15 protein-coding genes are annotated in these 14521 nt (G+C 72.5%); all 15 read left to right on the forward strand.

The features are described from left to right. The first annotated feature begins 105 nt into the window (after positions 1 to 105). The 15 genes from BLV01_RS17495 (at position 106) to BLV01_RS17565 (ending at position 14506) form a co-directional block, all read left to right on the forward strand. Complete coding sequence (locus BLV01_RS17495) at positions 106 to 1695, forward strand: efflux RND transporter periplasmic adaptor subunit (protein WP_091802629.1); 1590 nt, start codon at positions 106 to 108, stop codon at positions 1693 to 1695. Then, positions 1692 to 2405, forward strand: a complete 714-nt coding sequence (locus BLV01_RS17500; RefSeq protein WP_091802632.1) for an ABC transporter ATP-binding protein — start codon at positions 1692 to 1694, stop codon at positions 2403 to 2405. The genes BLV01_RS17495 and BLV01_RS17500 overlap by 4 nt, the downstream gene beginning before the upstream one ends. Beyond that, positions 2402 to 3640, forward strand: coding sequence for an ABC transporter permease (locus BLV01_RS17505; RefSeq protein ID WP_091802635.1), 1239 nt, complete (start codon positions 2402 to 2404; stop codon positions 3638 to 3640). The genes BLV01_RS17500 and BLV01_RS17505 overlap by 4 nt, the downstream gene beginning before the upstream one ends. An 84-nt stretch (positions 3641 to 3724) precedes the next feature. After that, positions 3725 to 4984, forward strand: coding sequence for a hypothetical protein (locus BLV01_RS17510; protein WP_175486059.1), 1260 nt, complete (start codon positions 3725 to 3727; stop codon positions 4982 to 4984). Between the two features lie 374 nt (positions 4985 to 5358). Beyond that, positions 5359 to 5754 (forward strand): diacylglycerol kinase, encoded by a 396-nt coding sequence (locus BLV01_RS17515; RefSeq protein ID WP_091802638.1) that lies wholly within the window; start codon positions 5359 to 5361, stop codon positions 5752 to 5754. Between the two features lie 148 nt (positions 5755 to 5902). Next, positions 5903 to 6628, forward strand: a complete 726-nt coding sequence (locus tag BLV01_RS17520; protein ID WP_091802641.1) for a TerC family protein — start codon at positions 5903 to 5905, stop codon at positions 6626 to 6628. 279 nt (positions 6629 to 6907) lie between these two features. Next, a complete protein-coding gene (locus tag BLV01_RS17525; protein ID WP_091802644.1) occupies positions 6908 to 7540 on the forward strand; it encodes a LemA family protein in 633 nt (210 codons plus the stop codon). Between the two features lie 16 nt (positions 7541 to 7556). Beyond that, positions 7557 to 8570, forward strand: a complete 1014-nt coding sequence (locus tag BLV01_RS26370; protein WP_175486061.1) for a TPM domain-containing protein — start codon at positions 7557 to 7559, stop codon at positions 8568 to 8570. A 182-nt stretch (positions 8571 to 8752) separates the two neighbouring features. Further along, positions 8753 to 9961 (forward strand): TPM domain-containing protein, encoded by a 1209-nt coding sequence (locus BLV01_RS17535; protein ID WP_175486063.1) that lies wholly within the window; start codon positions 8753 to 8755, stop codon positions 9959 to 9961. Continuing rightward, positions 9955 to 10863: a TPM domain-containing protein gene (locus tag BLV01_RS17540; RefSeq protein WP_254782677.1), complete on the forward strand. Its 909-nt coding sequence runs from the start codon at positions 9955 to 9957 to the stop codon at positions 10861 to 10863. The genes BLV01_RS17535 and BLV01_RS17540 overlap by 7 nt, the downstream gene beginning before the upstream one ends. Beyond that, a complete protein-coding gene (locus BLV01_RS17545; RefSeq protein WP_091802653.1) occupies positions 10863 to 11354 on the forward strand; it encodes a TPM domain-containing protein in 492 nt (163 codons plus the stop codon). Before BLV01_RS17540 ends, BLV01_RS17545 begins: the two co-directional genes overlap by 1 nt. Before the next feature lie 194 nt (positions 11355 to 11548). After that, entirely contained in the window at positions 11549 to 12445 is an 897-nt protein-coding gene (gene lgt / locus BLV01_RS17550; RefSeq protein WP_091802657.1) for a prolipoprotein diacylglyceryl transferase, read from the forward strand. A gap of 3 nt (positions 12446 to 12448) precedes the next feature. Next, positions 12449 to 13243 (forward strand): thymidylate synthase, encoded by a 795-nt coding sequence (locus BLV01_RS17555; RefSeq protein WP_091802661.1) that lies wholly within the window; start codon positions 12449 to 12451, stop codon positions 13241 to 13243. 155 nt (positions 13244 to 13398) lie between these two features. Further along, positions 13399 to 13926 (forward strand): YqhG/Tai3 family protein, encoded by a 528-nt coding sequence (locus BLV01_RS17560; protein WP_139178823.1) that lies wholly within the window; start codon positions 13399 to 13401, stop codon positions 13924 to 13926. A 70-nt stretch (positions 13927 to 13996) separates the two neighbouring features. Further along, entirely contained in the window at positions 13997 to 14506 is a 510-nt protein-coding gene (locus tag BLV01_RS17565; RefSeq protein ID WP_091802667.1) for a dihydrofolate reductase, read from the forward strand. Positions 14507 to 14521 lie beyond the last annotated feature (15 nt).

Below are 14521 nucleotides of genomic sequence, written 5' to 3' on the forward strand. Positions count from 1 at the left end.
GGCCAAACTGAATGCCGTCACCGTGCGCGGCGCGGCGCGGCGCTACGCTGTCAACCCGATCCGACCATGCGCGTTGGCACCCGCAGAACCCACCGTCCCGAGCCCATGAGCGCAGCCAAGCCGTCCTCGCCCCGCCCCGCGCCCACCGTGCGCCCGCGCAAGTCGCCCTGGCCCAAGCGCGCCGCCATCGCCGTGGCGGTGTTGGCGCTGGCCGGGGTCGGCTGGCATTTCTACAGCCAGCGCAGCGCGCAGGAAGCGGCGGGCGCCTACCGCACCGCCAAGATCGAGCGCGGCGACATCCGCGTGACCATCTCCGCCACCGGCGCGCTGTCGGCGATCTCCACCGTCGATGTCGGCAGCCAGATTTCCGGCCAGGTGATCGACGTGCTGGCCGACTACAACGACCACGTCACCAAGGGCCAGGTGATCGCGCGCATCGACCCGGCCACCTACGAAGCGCAGATCAACCAGGGCAACGCCCAGGTCGCCAACGCCCGCGCCTCGCTGGCCACCGCGCAGGCGACCCTGCGCAACGCCGAGCTCGACTACCAGCGCAAGTCCTCGCTGGTGAAGGACCAGCTGATCGCGCGCAGCGACGCCGACCTGGCCCGCGCCGCGCTCGAGCAGGCCCGCGCCCAGCTCAACGGCGCCCAGGCGCAGATCGAACAGCAACTGGCCTCGACCCAGACCTCGCGCCTGAACCTGCAGCGCACGGTGATCCGCGCGCCGGTCGACGGCGTGGTGCTGACCCGCAGCATCGAGCCCGGCCAGACCGTGGCCGCGAGCCTGCAGGCGCCGGTGCTGTTCCAGATCGCCGAGGACCTGTCGAAGATGGAGATCGTGCTGGCCATCGACGAGGCCGACATCGGCCAGGTCAAGCCGGGCCAGGCGGTCAACTTCACCGTCGATTCCTTCCCCGACCGCAAGTTCCGCGGCGCCGTGCAGCAGGTGCGGCTGTCGGCGACCAACACCAGCAACGTGATCACCTATCCGGTGGTGGTCGCGGTCGACAACGCCGACGGCGTGCTGCTGCCGGGCATGACCGCCAACGCCGAGATCGAGGTCAGCCACCGCGACGACGTGCTGCGGGTCGGCAACGCCGCGCTGCGCTACAAGCCCGACGACGATGCCGCGGCCGCGGCCGGCGCGCCCGCCGGCGGCGCCGGCGGCCAGCGCGGCGGCCTCGGCAACGACCTGCCGCGGGTGGCCGAGCAGCTCAAGCTCGACGCCAACCAGCGCGCCGCGTTCGACGCCGCGCTGGAACAGATGAAGCAGCGCATGGCCGCGCGCAGCGGCGCGGCCGCGGGCGGCGCCAGCGGCGGTCCGCCGGCGGGCGCCGCGCCGAACCTGATCATGGGCGGGCGCGGGCCGGGCGGCGGTGGCGGCAACAACAACAACCGCAATCGCGCCGCCGGCGCGGTTTCCGGCGCCGCGCGCCAGCGCATGCTGGAACGTTTCAACCAGCAGTTCGGCGCGTTCCGGGCGACGCTCAGCGACGCCCAGAAGCAGACCTGGGACAGCGAAGTCGGCGCGCTGGTCAGCGCGCGGCGGGCGCCGCTGTACAAGCTGGTCGCCGGCAAGCCCGAAGCGGTGACGGTGCGGGTCGGCGCCAGCGACGGCAGCTGGACCGAGGTCTCGGGCAACATCGAGGAAGGCGACGAGGTCGTCGTCGGCAGCGGACGCGGCGCGAAATGAGCGCCGTGGCCGCAACGCCGGCCGCCGCGGTCATCGAGACGCGCGCGCTGGGCAAGGTCTATTCGCCCGGCAGCGAGGCCGAGGTGATCGCGCTGCACGGCGTCGACCTGCGCATCGCCCGCGGCGAGTTCGTCGCGATCATGGGGCCCTCGGGGTCCGGCAAGTCGACCCTGATGAACCTGATCGGCTGCCTCGACACGCCCACCAGCGGCGTGTACCTGTGCGACGGCGTCGATGTCGCCACGCTCGACAAGGAAGAGCGCGCTATCCTGCGCCGCGACAAGATCGGCTTCGTGTTCCAGGGCTTCAACCTGCTGCCGCGGATGAACGCGCTGGAGAACGTGGCCATGCCGATGGGCTACGCCAACGTGCGCCGCGACGAACGCGCCCAGCGCGCGCAGGAGGCGCTGGACGCGGTCGGCCTGGGCCAGCGCGCCGGGCACCGGCCCAGCGAACTGTCCGGCGGCCAGCAGCAGCGCGTGGCGATCGCGCGCGCGCTGATCAACCGCCCGCCGATCCTGCTCGCCGACGAACCCACCGGCGCGCTCGACACCCGCACCGGCGAGGAGATCCTGGCGCTGTTCAAGAGCCTGCAGGCGCACGACCACACCGTGGTGCTGATCACCCACGACCCCGACGTCGCCGCGCACGCCGACCGCATCTTCGTGATGCGCGACGGCGAACTGCACGAGCAGGAGCGCGACGCATGAACTTCCTGGAAACGCTGCACACCGCGGTGTTCGCCCTGCGCGGCAACTGGCTGCGCAGCGCGCTGACCTCGCTGGGCGTGATCATCGGCATCGCCGCGGTGATCGTGATGGTGTCGGTCGGCCAGGGCACCCAGTCGGAAATCGACAAGCTGGTCTCGGGCCTGGGCTCCAACCGCCTGGACATCAGCTCCGGCGGCGGCGGGCGCGGCACCGGCGGCGTGCGGCTGAGTTCGTCGAGCTTCTTCACCCTGACCGAGGCCGACGCCGAGGCCATCCGCAACGAAGTGCCCGAGGTGCAGTACGTCGCCGCCTCGCTGCGCGGCGGCACCCAGGCGGTGTACGCGGAGAACAACTGGTCGACCCAGTGGCAGGGCGTGCAGCCGGACTTCTTCGACATCAACGGCTGGACCATCGGCGCGGGCTCGAATTTCGAGGCGCGCGATTACGGCAGCGGCGCCAAGTCGGTAATCCTCGGCGAGACCGTGCGCCGCTCGCTGTTCGGCGACGAGGACGCGATCGGCCAGACCGTGCGCCTGGGCCGGGTGCCGTACACGGTGATCGGCACGCTCAACCCGAAGGGGCAGGGCGGTTTCGGCCAGGACCAGGACGACGTTGTGCTGGTGCCGCTGGAAACCGGGCGCCGGCGCATGCTCGGCGCGATGGGTCTGCCCAACGGCGCGGTGATGCAGATCGCGGTCGGCGTCGGCCGCGCCGAGGACGTGTCCTACGCGCAGGAGCAGATCGAAGGGCTGCTGCGCCAGCGCCACAAGATCCAGCCCGGCAGCGACGACGACTTCAGCGTGCGCAACATCGCCGAAGTGGTGGCCACCCGCACCCAGACCACGCGGCTGATGTCGCTGCTGCTCGGCGCGGTGGCGACGATCTCGCTGATCGTCGGCGGCATCGGCATCATGAACATCATGCTGGTGTCGGTGACCGAGCGCATCCGCGAGATCGGCCTGCGCATGGCGGTCGGCGCCGGGCCGGGCGACATCCAGCGCCAGTTCCTGGCCGAGGCGATGCTGATCTCGCTGATCGGCGGCGCGCTCGGCATCGCCATCGGCATCGTCGGCACCCTGCTGGTCGGCCGCATCGGCGCGCTGCCGGTGGCCTTGAACGGGCAGGTGATCGCGCTGGCGGCGGGGTTCTCGATCGCCACCGGCCTGTTCTTCGGCTATTACCCGGCGCGCAAGGCCTCGCAGCTGGACCCGATCGAGGCGCTGCGGCAACAGTAAGGCGCCGACTACGACAATCGACACGGGTGCGCGCCGGCGCGGCGTGACATGGTGCGCGCTCGGTCGGCAGCTCGGGAACGCGCGATGAAGACGGGGTGGCTGGGAACGCTGTTGTATGGATTCGCCGCGTTGGCCGCGGCGGCGCCCGCGCCGCAAGCGCGGCCGCCGTCGCCGACCACGGTCGTCGTGCTCGGCGTCGACCACGCCGCGCAACTGGTGTCGCCGCGCGACCGCCCGGCCTTGCTCGACGCCTTCCTCGACCGCGCCAAGCCCGATGCGATCTGCATCGAGCGCACGCCCGAGGCCTTCGCCCGCGGCGATTTCTACGAGTTCACCTACGAGGTCCAGGACCTGGCGGTGCCGTTCGCGCGCCGCCACGGCATCGAGCTGTGTCCGATCGACTGGGAGCCGCCGGTGGAAGACCAGCGGCTTGGGTTCGGCCTGGCGCTGGACGCGCCGCCGGAGCTGCGTCCGCTCAAGGGCCTGTTCGGTTTGCTGAGCTTCGCCGGGGCGAGCCTGCAGCGCGACCTGTTCCACGCCGACGATCCGGCCAAGCTGGAGAGAGTGACGCACTGGGCGGCGACGCCCGCGGCCAAGGCCGGCAACGACCTGCCGCGCCGGCTGTATCTGTACCGCACCTACCTGCAGGCCCAGCGCATCGCCGCGGCGGCGCGCGCGCATCCGGGCGGGCGGGTGGTCGTGGTGGTCGGCGAGTTCCACAAGCGCGACATCGAGGCGATCCTCGCCGACGCGGCCGGCATCCGCGTGGTCCAGCCGTCCAGCCTCGGCCGGCCAAGCGAGGCCGAGGCCGCCGCGCACGACCGGCCCGAGTACCAGGCGGCGATCGCCGGCTTCAACCTGCTCGGCGTGCAGGCGGCCAGCGGCGCGGTCGACTACGCCTTCGTCGGCCGCGCCCTGGCGGCGCTGGAGGCGGCCGGCGCCACGCCGCAGACGCGGCTGCTGCGGGTGCGGCTGGAACGGCTGCAGGGGCGGATCGGCCGCGCCGAGGCGGTCGCCCGCTACCGCGCCATCGCCGCCGAGGCCGGCGATGCGCGGTTCGCCTGGACCGGGGTCAAGGACGCGACCCGGGTGGATTCCTGGTTCGACCCGTTCGGCAACCTCGACGTGCGCCGGCGCGCGCTGCTGGAGGCGGCGCGCGAAGCCCAGGCCGGCGGCGATGCGGCGGCCGCGGCCGGCTGGCTCGACGCCTGCGCGGCGGGCCTGAGCCCGCGCCAGCAGGCGCAACTGCGCGGCTATTGGCAGCGCGATATCGCCCCAGCCACGCCGCCGGTGGCCGGAGTCCCTGTAGGCGCGGCGCGAGCCGCGACCCCGACCTCCGGCTGACGGCGCAAGCGAGGCTTCGCGGTCGCGGCTCGCACCACGCCTGCAGGGAGCTGCGGCCGCGGCGCGGTTAGCTGGCTGAACCGCTGCGCGCGGTCGACAGGTCCAGCCGCAGGACCGTCCCGGCCGGCTCCGGGCCGCCCCGGCCCCCGCCCGGCGCGCCGCCGTCGGCCGCCCGCACCCCCGTCCTCGGGGCGACGGCCCTGGCCTTGTGGCAAAATCGCGGCCTTGTGGCGGCCGCCGGCCGCCGTCGCCGGGCCGGCCCCGGCCTTAGCACCGAGAACGCCCGCCCATGCCGACCACCCCGTCGTTCCCGACCGCGCGCCCCCGCGCGGCCTCTGCTTCCGTCGAGGTACGTTCCGCCGAGGTGCGCCGGCATGGCTGACGAATACGGGCACCTGCCGCGGGGTCCCGGCCGCATCCTCAAGGCCGCGACCTGGTCGTTCCAGGGCCTGCGCGCGGCCTGGCTGCACGAGTCCTCGTTCCGGCTGGAGGTCTACCTGTTCCTGGTGCTGGCGCCGGTGGGCTGGTGGTTCGGCGAGACCGGGGTCGAGCGCTCGCTGCTGATCGGCTCGATCCTGCTGGTGCTGAGCGTGGAACTGCTCAATTCCGCGGTTGAGGCGGTGATCGAACGCTACGGCCCGGAGTTCCACGAACTCGCCGGCCGCGCCAAGGACATGGGCTCGGCCGCGGTGTTCGTGCTGCTGATGAACGTGCTGCTGGTGTGGGCCTCGATCCTCGGCCCGCGCCTGTGGCACCACTTGATGGGCTGATCGCCCCGGCAGGGAGCGCATCGCCCATCGCAAGGACGGCGCCCCCGCGCCGTCCGTCCCGGGCCGCCCGCCGCGGCGCGCCCGTGCCTGCGGCCTCGCCGCGGGCGCTACACCCAACACTCTTAGAGGTAGGCCGCACGTGATTGAAATGCTGAGCGATCCGCAAGTCTGGATCACCTTGTTCACCCTGAGCGCGATCGAGATCGTGCTGGGTATCGACAACCTCGTCTTCATCTCGATCGCGGTCAGCAAGCTGCCGTTCGACCAGCGCGAGAAAGCGCGCAAGTTCGGCATCGCCGTGGCCTGCATCACCCGCATCGCCCTGCTGCTGACCCTGGCCTGGCTGGCCGGCCTGACCAGCGACCTGTTCGCCGTCGCCGGCATCGGCATCTCGATCCGCGACCTGGTGCTGATCCTGGGCGGCGCGTTCTTGCTGGTGAAGGGCTCGATGGAGATCAAGGACCTGATCGTCGGCGAGGAAGACTCCGACGACGTCCACACCAAGCCGGCGGCGTCGTTCATGATGGTCATCGCCCAGATCGCGGTGATCGACATCGTGTTCTCGCTGGACTCGGTGATCGCCGCGGTCGGCATGGCCAGCCACACCCCGGTGATGGTCGCCGCGATCCTGCTGGCGGTCGGCGTGATGCTGCTGGCGGCGCGTCCGCTGGGCCAGTTCATCGACTCCAACCCGACCATCAAGATGCTGGCGCTGGCCTTCATCGTCTTGGTCGGCGCGTTCCTGATCCTCGACGGCCTGGGCATCCACATCCCGAAGGGCTACATCTACGCGGCGATGGGGTTCTCGGCGCTGGTGGAATGCCTGAACCTGTGGGCGAAGAAGCGCGCGGCGCAGCGGCTCACCGCCGAGTAAGCGCGAGCCTGCGCGCGACCGCGAAGGCCGGCGAGCGATCGCCGGCCTTTTCGTTGGTGCGAGGCCGGGGCTGTTGCGGGAGGGGCTTGAGTCCCGATGCTTCGCTGTCAGGCCGCCGGCCTCTGGCACAAACGCATCGGGATGAAGTCCCTCCCACAAAAGCAGTTCCTTCCACAGAAGTTCCTCACCGCGGCCGCGGCCTTCATCACGCGCCGTCCATTGCGCCGCCCCGCGCCCGGTGCTGCAATGCGGCCGTCATCCCGCCGGAGTGCCGCCGCCATGTTCCGTCCCCTGATCGTGCTCGCCCTGGCCGTGCTGCTGAGCGGCTGCGGCTACAACACCATCCAGCAGAAGGACGAGTCGGTGAAGGCGGCCTGGTCGCAGGTGCTCAACGTCTACAAGCGCCGCGCCGACCTGGTGCCGAACCTGGTCGCCACGGTCAAGGGCTATGCCAGCCACGAGCAGCAGGTGCTGACCCAGGTCACCGAAGCGCGCGCCAAGGTCGGCAGCATCAACGTCAACGCCAACGATCCCAATTCGCTGCAGCAGTTCGAGCAGGCCCAGGGCGAACTGCGCGGCGCCATCGGCCGGCTGCTGGTGGTCAGCGAGAACTACCCGCAGCTCAAGGCCGACCAGAGCTTCCTGAGCCTGCAGACCCAGCTGGAAGGCACCGAGAACCGCATCACCGTGGAGCGCCAGCGCTACATCGCCTCGGTGCAGGACTACAACACCTACATCCGCCAGTTCCCGACCAACCTCACCGCGAAGATGTTCGGCTACGCCACCAAGCCGAACTTCACGGTCGAGAACGAGGCGCAGATCCAGCAGGCGCCGACGGTGGACTTCGGCTCGGCGCCGCCGGCCGCGCAACCGCCGGCGCCGGCGCCGCAGCAGCCCGCGCCGCAGCATTGACCGTCCGGCGATGAACATGGCTCCGCGCCGAACCTCGCGGCCGTGGGCGGCAGTGCTGATGGCGCTGTGGCTGTGCGCGGCGCCGCTGGCCGCGCGCGAGCCGGCGCCGACCACGGCGGTGCGGCCGGCCGAGGGCGTGGAGACCGTCGCGGCCGACGCGCAGGTGCCGGTGCCGGAACTGACCGGCCCGGTCGTCGACCTCACCGGCACGCTCGATGCGGACGCGGTGGCGCGCTTGAGCGAGCGCTCGCTGGACCTGCAGCGGCGCAAGGGCGCGCAGTTGATGCTGCTGATGCTCGACAGCACCGATGGCGAAGACATCGCCGCCTACGCCGGCCGGGTGTTCGCGCGATGGCAGCCCGGCCGCGCCGGCATCGACGACGGCGTATTGGTGGTGGTGGCCAAGCGCGACCGGCGCATGCGCATCCACCTCGGACGTGGGCTGGAAGCGACGATCGCGGACGACACCGCGCAGCGGGTGATCGACGAGATCCTCGCGCCGGCGTTCCGCGACGAGGATTATGCCGGCGGCCTGGAGCGCGCCAGCGATGCGCTGATCGACTTGGTCGACGGCACGCCGCTGCCCGAGCCCGAGCCCGATCGCCTGCCGTGGCCGCTGCTGGTGTTCGCCGGCGTCATGGTCTCGCCGTTCCTGCTGATCCCGCTGTTCGGCATGCGCGCGGCGTGGCGCACAGGGCCGGCGGCGTTCTTCGGCCGCTGGGCGCTGATCGCCGTGGTCGCGGTGGCCGCCTATTTCTTCACCGTGCCGAAGCTCGCGCCGGACCTGCCCGAGTGGCAGCGGTGGATGCCGATGGCGCTGCTGACCTACATCGTGTCGGCCTTCGCCTGGGTCAGCGCGTTCGCCGGCGGCGACGGCGGACGCAGGCGCGGACGGCCCTGGGACGATCGCGACGAGGACGAGCGCCGGCGCAGGCGGTCTTCGTCGAGTTCGTCCAGTTCGAGCGATTCCAGCAGTTACTCGGGCGGCGGCGGCAGCAGCGACGGCGGCGGCGCCTCGGGGCGTTGGTGATGGCGGCCGTCGGCGCATCGCTACGCGCGCGGCCGCAGCGGTGTGGCGCGATGGCCGTCGCCTTGCTGTGCCTGTTCGCATGGGCCTTGGCGCTATCGGCACAGGCGCGCGCGCCCGCGTCGGCGAGTACGGCTCCGGCGAATACGGTTCCGGTGCTGGATGCGCCGGCCTTGGATTCGCCGGTGCAGGATCAAGCCGGCGCGCTGCGGCCCCAGACCCGCGCACGCCTGGAAGCGCGCGCGCGCGAGTTGCGCGAACGCAAGGGCGCGCAGGTGCAGGTGCTGATCGTCGCCAGCACCGCGCCGGAATCCATCGATGCCTATGCCCAGCGCGTGTTCGACGCCTGGGCGCTCGGCCGCCGCGGGGTCGACGACGGCGTGCTGCTGGTGGTCGCGCGCGACGACCGCCGCGCGCGCATCCAGGTCGGCTACGGATTGGAAGGGCGCATTCCCGACGCGGCCGCGCAGGACGTGCTGTCGGCCTACCTGCTGCCGCAACTGGCGCGCGGCGAGTACGACGCGGGCGTGGACGCGGCCAGCGCGGCGCTGGTGGCGTTGATCGAACAAGAGCCGTTGCCGGCGCCGGCCGCGGACGCGTATGCGTCCGCGCGGGCGCCGGCGTGGAGCCCGATCGCGCGGATCTGCGCGCTGGGCGGCGCGTTCGCGCTGGTGCTGGGCTGGTGCGCGCAGCGGCGCGGCTGGCCGCTGGCCGCGGCCGCGCCGGCGGCGTTGCTGCCGCCGGCGGTGGCGGCCTGGGTGTGGAGCGGGCCGGTCTGGCTGGGGCTGGCGCTGCTGTGCGGCGCGGCCGGCGGCGCGCTCGGTTTGGCCTTGCCGCGCTGGCGCTGGTTGCGCAGCGTGGCCGGCGCGGCGGCGGTGGGGCTGGCGGTCGCGGCGATCGGCGCGGCGCTGGTGCGGCGCGGCGTGCCCGCGCCCGCCGACATCGGCCTGGGCGCGGTGGCGGTGCTGTTCGCCACGCCGTTGCTGGTCGGCGCGGTGGCGCCGCCGATGATCGCCTGGCAGGAGCGCGGCCGGCTCGGCTTCGCGTTGCGCGCCGGCATATTGGCCGCGCTCGCCTGGCTGACCTGGCGCTTGCTGCTGCGCATGACCGACGGCGACCTGTCCGGCCTCAGTGGCGGCGGATGGCTCGGCGTCGGCCTGTTCGCTTACTTCGCCTGGGTGCTGGTGTTCCTGCTCAGCGGCGAGATCTGGAGCGGGCGTTCGCGCAAGCGCGACGCGCGTGCCGCGCGCGGACGCGGCGACGGCGAGCGCCGGGAGCGTTCCGGCGCCGCGGCGTCGAGCCGTTCGGATTCGGGCGGTTCGGACACCGGCGACACCGGCTGGTCCGGCGGCGGCGGGCGCAGCGGCGGCGGCGGAGCGAGCGGATCATGGTGAACCTGGGCGCGATGGCCGCGCCGGGCCTGCGCCGCGCGCTGCTGGCGCTGGGCCTGTGGCTGCTGGCCGCGACCGCGTTCGCGCAGCAGCTCGCGCCGATCCCGGCGCTGGATTCGCCGGTGGTCGACACCACCGGCACCCTCGACGCCACCGCGCGCGCGCAGTTGGACGCGCAGGCGCGCGCGCTGCAGCAGCGCAAGGGCAGCCAGTTGCAGGTGCTGATGGTGGCGACCACGCGGCCGGAGGAGATCGAGCAATACGCCGTGCGCGCGTTCGAGCAGTTCAAGCTCGGCCGCAAGGGCGTCGACGACGGCGTGCTGGTGGTGGTGGCCAAGGACGACCGGCGCGTGCGCATCGAAGTCGGCTACGGCCTGGAGGGCGCGATCACCGACGCCCAGTCCGGCCGCATCATCCAGGAATACCTCGGGCCCAAGTTCCGCAACGGCGACTACGCCGGCGGCCTGATCGACGCCACCGCGATGCTGGCGCGGCTGATCGACGGCGAACCGCTGCCCGAGCCGATGGGCGCGGGCGGGCAGGGCGGCGTGGGCGACGGCGCCGCCGGCGGCAATTGGGTGATGGCGCTGGTGCTGGCGATGATCGGCTCGGCGCTGATCCGCGGCGTGTTCGGCGGCGTGCCGGCGCTGCTGCGCGGGCTGATCGGCGGCGCCGGCGCCGGTGCGATCGCGTGGCTGCTGTCGATGTCGTGGGGGCTGGTCGCGCTGGCGGTGGCGGCCGGGTTCGTGTTCTCCCTGTTCGGGCGCGGCGGCGGGCACTACGTCGGCAGCGGCGGTTGGGGCGGGTATAGCGGCGGCGGTGGTGGCGGCGGAGGCGGTGGCGGTGGCGGCTGGTCCGGCGGCGGCGGTTCCAGCGGAGGCGGCGGCGCCTCGGGGAGCTGGTGATGCGCGCGCTGCGGCACCTGTTCGCACCGTCGGCGCGCTGGCGTTTCCCCGAAGCCAGCCTGCGTCGCATCGCCGAGGCGATCGCGGTCGGCGAGGCGCACCATGCCGGCCAGCTGCGCTTCGCGGTGGAATCGCGGCTGGGCTGGCGCGACCTGCTGGCCGGGCGCGACGCGCGCCAGGCCGCGCGCGCCGCGTTCGCCCAACTCGAGGTGTGGGACACCGCCGGCAACAACGGCGTGCTGCTGTACCTGCTGCTGGCCGACCACCGCATCGAGATCGTCGCCGACCGCGGCTACGCGCGCCGGATCGGCGACGAGCGCTGGCAGGCGGTGTGCGACGGCATCCAGCGCGCGCTGGCGGCCGGCGAGGCCGAGGCGGCGGTGCTCGGCGGCATCGCCGCGTTGAACGAGATCATGGCCCAGGCCTTCCCGCGCAGCGGCGCGAGCAACGGCGCCGGCAACGAATTGCCGGACGCGCCGGTGCTGCTGTAGCGCGGCGCCGTCCGCGCCCGGCGCCGGTCGGCGCGAACCCGGACGGCCTTTAGCAGGCGTTGCCCGAACGCCGCCCGAACGCGACGCGGCCTGCGCGCCAGCGGCCGCAGCCCGCACCCTGCGCGCGGGCGCGCTGGGGCACAATAGGTCGGTCTCCCGCTCCGTCGAGCGTCTTTCCGAGCCCGTCCCGCCGCATGATCATCCTGCACCAGATCGATCCGATCGCGATCTCCCTCGGCCCGCTGCAAGTCCACTGGTACGGGATCATGTACCTGCTGGGCTTCGTCACCGCCTGGTGGCTGGGGCGGCAACGGATCCGCGCCGGGCGCTTGCCCGGGGTCGGCGAGCAGGCCTACGGCGACCTGCTGTTCTACGCCATGCTCGGCGTGGTCCTGGGCGGCCGCATCGGCTACGTGCTGTTCTACGGCTTCGCCGACCTGATGCGCGACCCGCTGATGTTGCTGCGCATCTGGGAAGGCGGCATGAGCTTCCACGGCGGCCTGCTCGGCGTGGTCGCGGCGATGTGGTGGTGGTCGCGCAGCCACCGCACCCATTTCTTCGACACCGCCGACTTCATCGCCCCGCTGGTGCCGCCGGGGCTGGGCTTCGGCCGGCTCGGCAACTACATCGGCGGCGAGTTGTGGGGCAAGTTCACCGACGGCGGCTGGGGCGTGGTGTTCCCGCGCGCGCCGGAGTTCGCCAACTGGAGCGCGCAGCAACTGCAGACCCAGTTCGCCGCCGGCGCGCTGGAGCGCTACGCGCGCCATCCCTCGCAGCTGTACCAGGCGGCGCTGGAAGGGCTGGCCATGTTCGCGCTGCTGTGGTGGTTCTCGCGCAAGCCGCGCCCGCGCTATGCGGTCTCGGGCCTGTTCGCGCTGCTGTACGGCGGCTTCCGCTTCCTGGTCGAATTCGTGCGCATGCCCGACCAGCAGCTCGGCGACCACGGCTATCTGGCCTTCGGCTGGCTGACCATGGGCCAGGTGCTGAGCGTGCCGCTGATCGTGCTCGGCCTGTTCTGGCTGTGGCTGTCGACCCGTTCGCCGACCCTGCAACCGCAACTGCCGGCGGCCGCCGAGCCGGCCAAGGGCTGAGCCGTGCGCCAATACCTCGACCTGCTGCGGCACGTACTCGAACACGGCGCGGAGAAGTCCGACCGCACCGGCACCGGCACGCGCAGCGTGTTCGGCTGGCAGATGCGCTTCGACTTGAACCAGGGCTTCCCGCTGGTCACCACCAAGAAGCTGCACCTGCGCTCGATCGTGCACGAGCTGCTGTGGTTCCTGCGCGGCGAGACCAACATCGCCTACCTGAAACAGAACAAGGTCGGCATCTGGGACGAGTGGGCCGACGCCGACGGCGAACTCGGCCCGGTCTACGGCAAGCAGTGGCGGCGCTGGGCCGACGGCAACGGCGGCGAGATCGACCAGATCCGCTGGGTGGTCGAGGAGATCAAGCGCAATCCCGACTCGCGCCGGCTGATCGTCAGCGCCTGGAACGTCGCCGACCTGCCGCAGATGGCGCTGATGCCGTGCCACGCGCTGTTCCAGTTCTACGTGGTCGACGGCAAGCTCAGCTGCCAGCTGTACCAGCGCAGCGGCGACATCTTCCTCGGCGTGCCGTTCAACATCGCCAGCTATGCGTTGCTGACCCACATGATCGCGCAGGTGTGCGGGCTGGGCGTCGGCGATTTCGTGCACACGCTCGGCGATGCGCATCTGTACTCGAACCACTTCGAGCAGGCGCGCGAACAGCTCGCGCGCGAGCCGCGGCCGCTGCCGAGGCTGAAGCTCGCTCCGGCGGTGACCGACCTGTTCGCGTTCGGCTACGACGACATCGCCATCGAAGGCTACGACCCGGCGCCGGCGATCAAGGCGCCGGTCGCGGTCTGAGCGGGCCGATGGCGCGCGTCGGCCTGCCGCTGGCGGCGTGGCTGCTGTTGTCGCTGGGCCTGGCCGCGTGCGCGCGCCCGGCGGCGCCGGCGGCCAAGGACGAACGCCAGGCGCCCGCGGCCGCCACCGTTTCGCCGCGGCCGCCGGAACCGCCCATGACGCTGCCCCCCGTGCCCGAACCGGGCGTGCGCGCCGAGCCCGAAGCCGTCGGCTCTCTGCCCGACGGCAGCGCGACCGACGCGGTGCGCGGGTTCTACGACCTGCACATGCAGCTGCACGCCAGCGGCCTGCCGGTCGGCGAGGACCTCGCGCGCTACCGGCCCTACCTGTCCCGGCACCTGTTGGCGCGGATGGCGCCGGCCGCGCGCGAGCGCGACCGGATGATCGCCGAACAGCCCGGGCTGAAGCCGCCTTACCTGGAAGGCGACATGTTCACCGGCCTGGGCGAGGGCGCGACCGGCTACCGGGTCGGCGCGCGCACCGCGCTGGGGCCGGGCCGCGAACGCGTCGAACTCGAATTCGTCTACGACCGTTCCGAGCCGCCGGTGCGCTGGCGCGGCCGCGCGCTGATGCTGCGCGAGGACGGCCGCTGGAAGCTCGACGACGTCGAGTACGGCGATTTCGACGCCGGCACGACCGGCGAATTCGTGCGCAGCGGACGCCTGGCGGATTGGTTCGAATGAGCGTCCGCCGGCCGGCCCGGCGGCGCACACCGCGCGCCTGCGCGCGCCGCCGCAACGCAAGGAGTTCCGCATGACCCCTCAGCTCAGCCTGATCGCCGCGCTCGACCGCCACCACGCCATCGGCCGCGACAACGCGCTGCCCTGGCGCCTGTCCGACGACCTCAAGCGCTTCAAGGCGCTGACCCTGGGCAAGCCGCTGCTGATGGGGCGCAAGACCGCGCAATCGCTCGGCCGCGCATTGCCGGGCCGGCGCAATCTGGTGCTGACCCGTTCCGGCGAGGTGCCGTTCGCCGGCATGGAGGCGGTCGGTTCGACCGAACGGGCGCTGGAACTCGCCGCGGCCGACGGCGCCGCCGAGCTGTGCGTGATCGGCGGCGGCGAGATTTATGCGCTGTGCCTGCCGTCGGCGACGCGGCTGTATCTGACCCGGGTCGATACCGAAGTCGAAGGCGCCGACGCGTTCTTCCCGCGCTTCGACCCGGCCGAGTGGCGCGAAACCGCGCGCGAGCGCCATCGCGCCGACGAGCGCAACGAATTCGATTTCGAGTACGTGGATTACGCTCGCCTGGGTATGGACTGACCCACGCGCAGGCGG

It is taken from the genome of Lysobacter sp. yr284, from assembly GCF_900107375.1.
GTDB lineage: Bacteria > Pseudomonadota > Gammaproteobacteria > Xanthomonadales > Xanthomonadaceae > Lysobacter.

Excerpts from the sequence above, each read along its gene's own strand:
- lgt (WP_091802657.1), top strand. The coding sequence starts at position 11,549 with ATGATCATCCTGCACCAGATCGATCCGATCGCGATCTCCCTCGGCCCG.
- BLV01_RS26370 (WP_175486061.1), top strand. The coding sequence starts at position 7,557 with ATGGCTCCGCGCCGAACCTCGCGGCCGTGGGCGGCAGTGCTGATGGCG.
- BLV01_RS17510 (WP_175486059.1), top strand. The coding sequence starts at position 3,725 with ATGAAGACGGGGTGGCTGGGAACGCTGTTGTATGGATTCGCCGCGTTG.
- BLV01_RS17505 (WP_091802635.1), top strand. The coding sequence starts at position 2,402 with ATGAACTTCCTGGAAACGCTGCACACCGCGGTGTTCGCCCTGCGCGGC.
- BLV01_RS17525 (WP_091802644.1), top strand. The coding sequence starts at position 6,908 with ATGTTCCGTCCCCTGATCGTGCTCGCCCTGGCCGTGCTGCTGAGCGGC.
- BLV01_RS17545 (WP_091802653.1), top strand. The coding sequence starts at position 10,863 with ATGCGCGCGCTGCGGCACCTGTTCGCACCGTCGGCGCGCTGGCGTTTC.
- BLV01_RS17560 (WP_139178823.1), top strand. The coding sequence starts at position 13,399 with ATGACGCTGCCCCCCGTGCCCGAACCGGGCGTGCGCGCCGAGCCCGAA.
- BLV01_RS17500 (WP_091802632.1), top strand. The coding sequence starts at position 1,692 with ATGAGCGCCGTGGCCGCAACGCCGGCCGCCGCGGTCATCGAGACGCGC.
- BLV01_RS17540 (WP_254782677.1), top strand. The coding sequence starts at position 9,955 with ATGGTGAACCTGGGCGCGATGGCCGCGCCGGGCCTGCGCCGCGCGCTG.
- BLV01_RS17520 (WP_091802641.1), top strand. The coding sequence starts at position 5,903 with ATGCTGAGCGATCCGCAAGTCTGGATCACCTTGTTCACCCTGAGCGCG.
- BLV01_RS17515 (WP_091802638.1), top strand. The coding sequence starts at position 5,359 with ATGGCTGACGAATACGGGCACCTGCCGCGGGGTCCCGGCCGCATCCTC.
- BLV01_RS17495 (WP_091802629.1), top strand. The coding sequence starts at position 106 with ATGAGCGCAGCCAAGCCGTCCTCGCCCCGCCCCGCGCCCACCGTGCGC.
- BLV01_RS17565 (WP_091802667.1), top strand. The coding sequence starts at position 13,997 with ATGACCCCTCAGCTCAGCCTGATCGCCGCGCTCGACCGCCACCACGCC.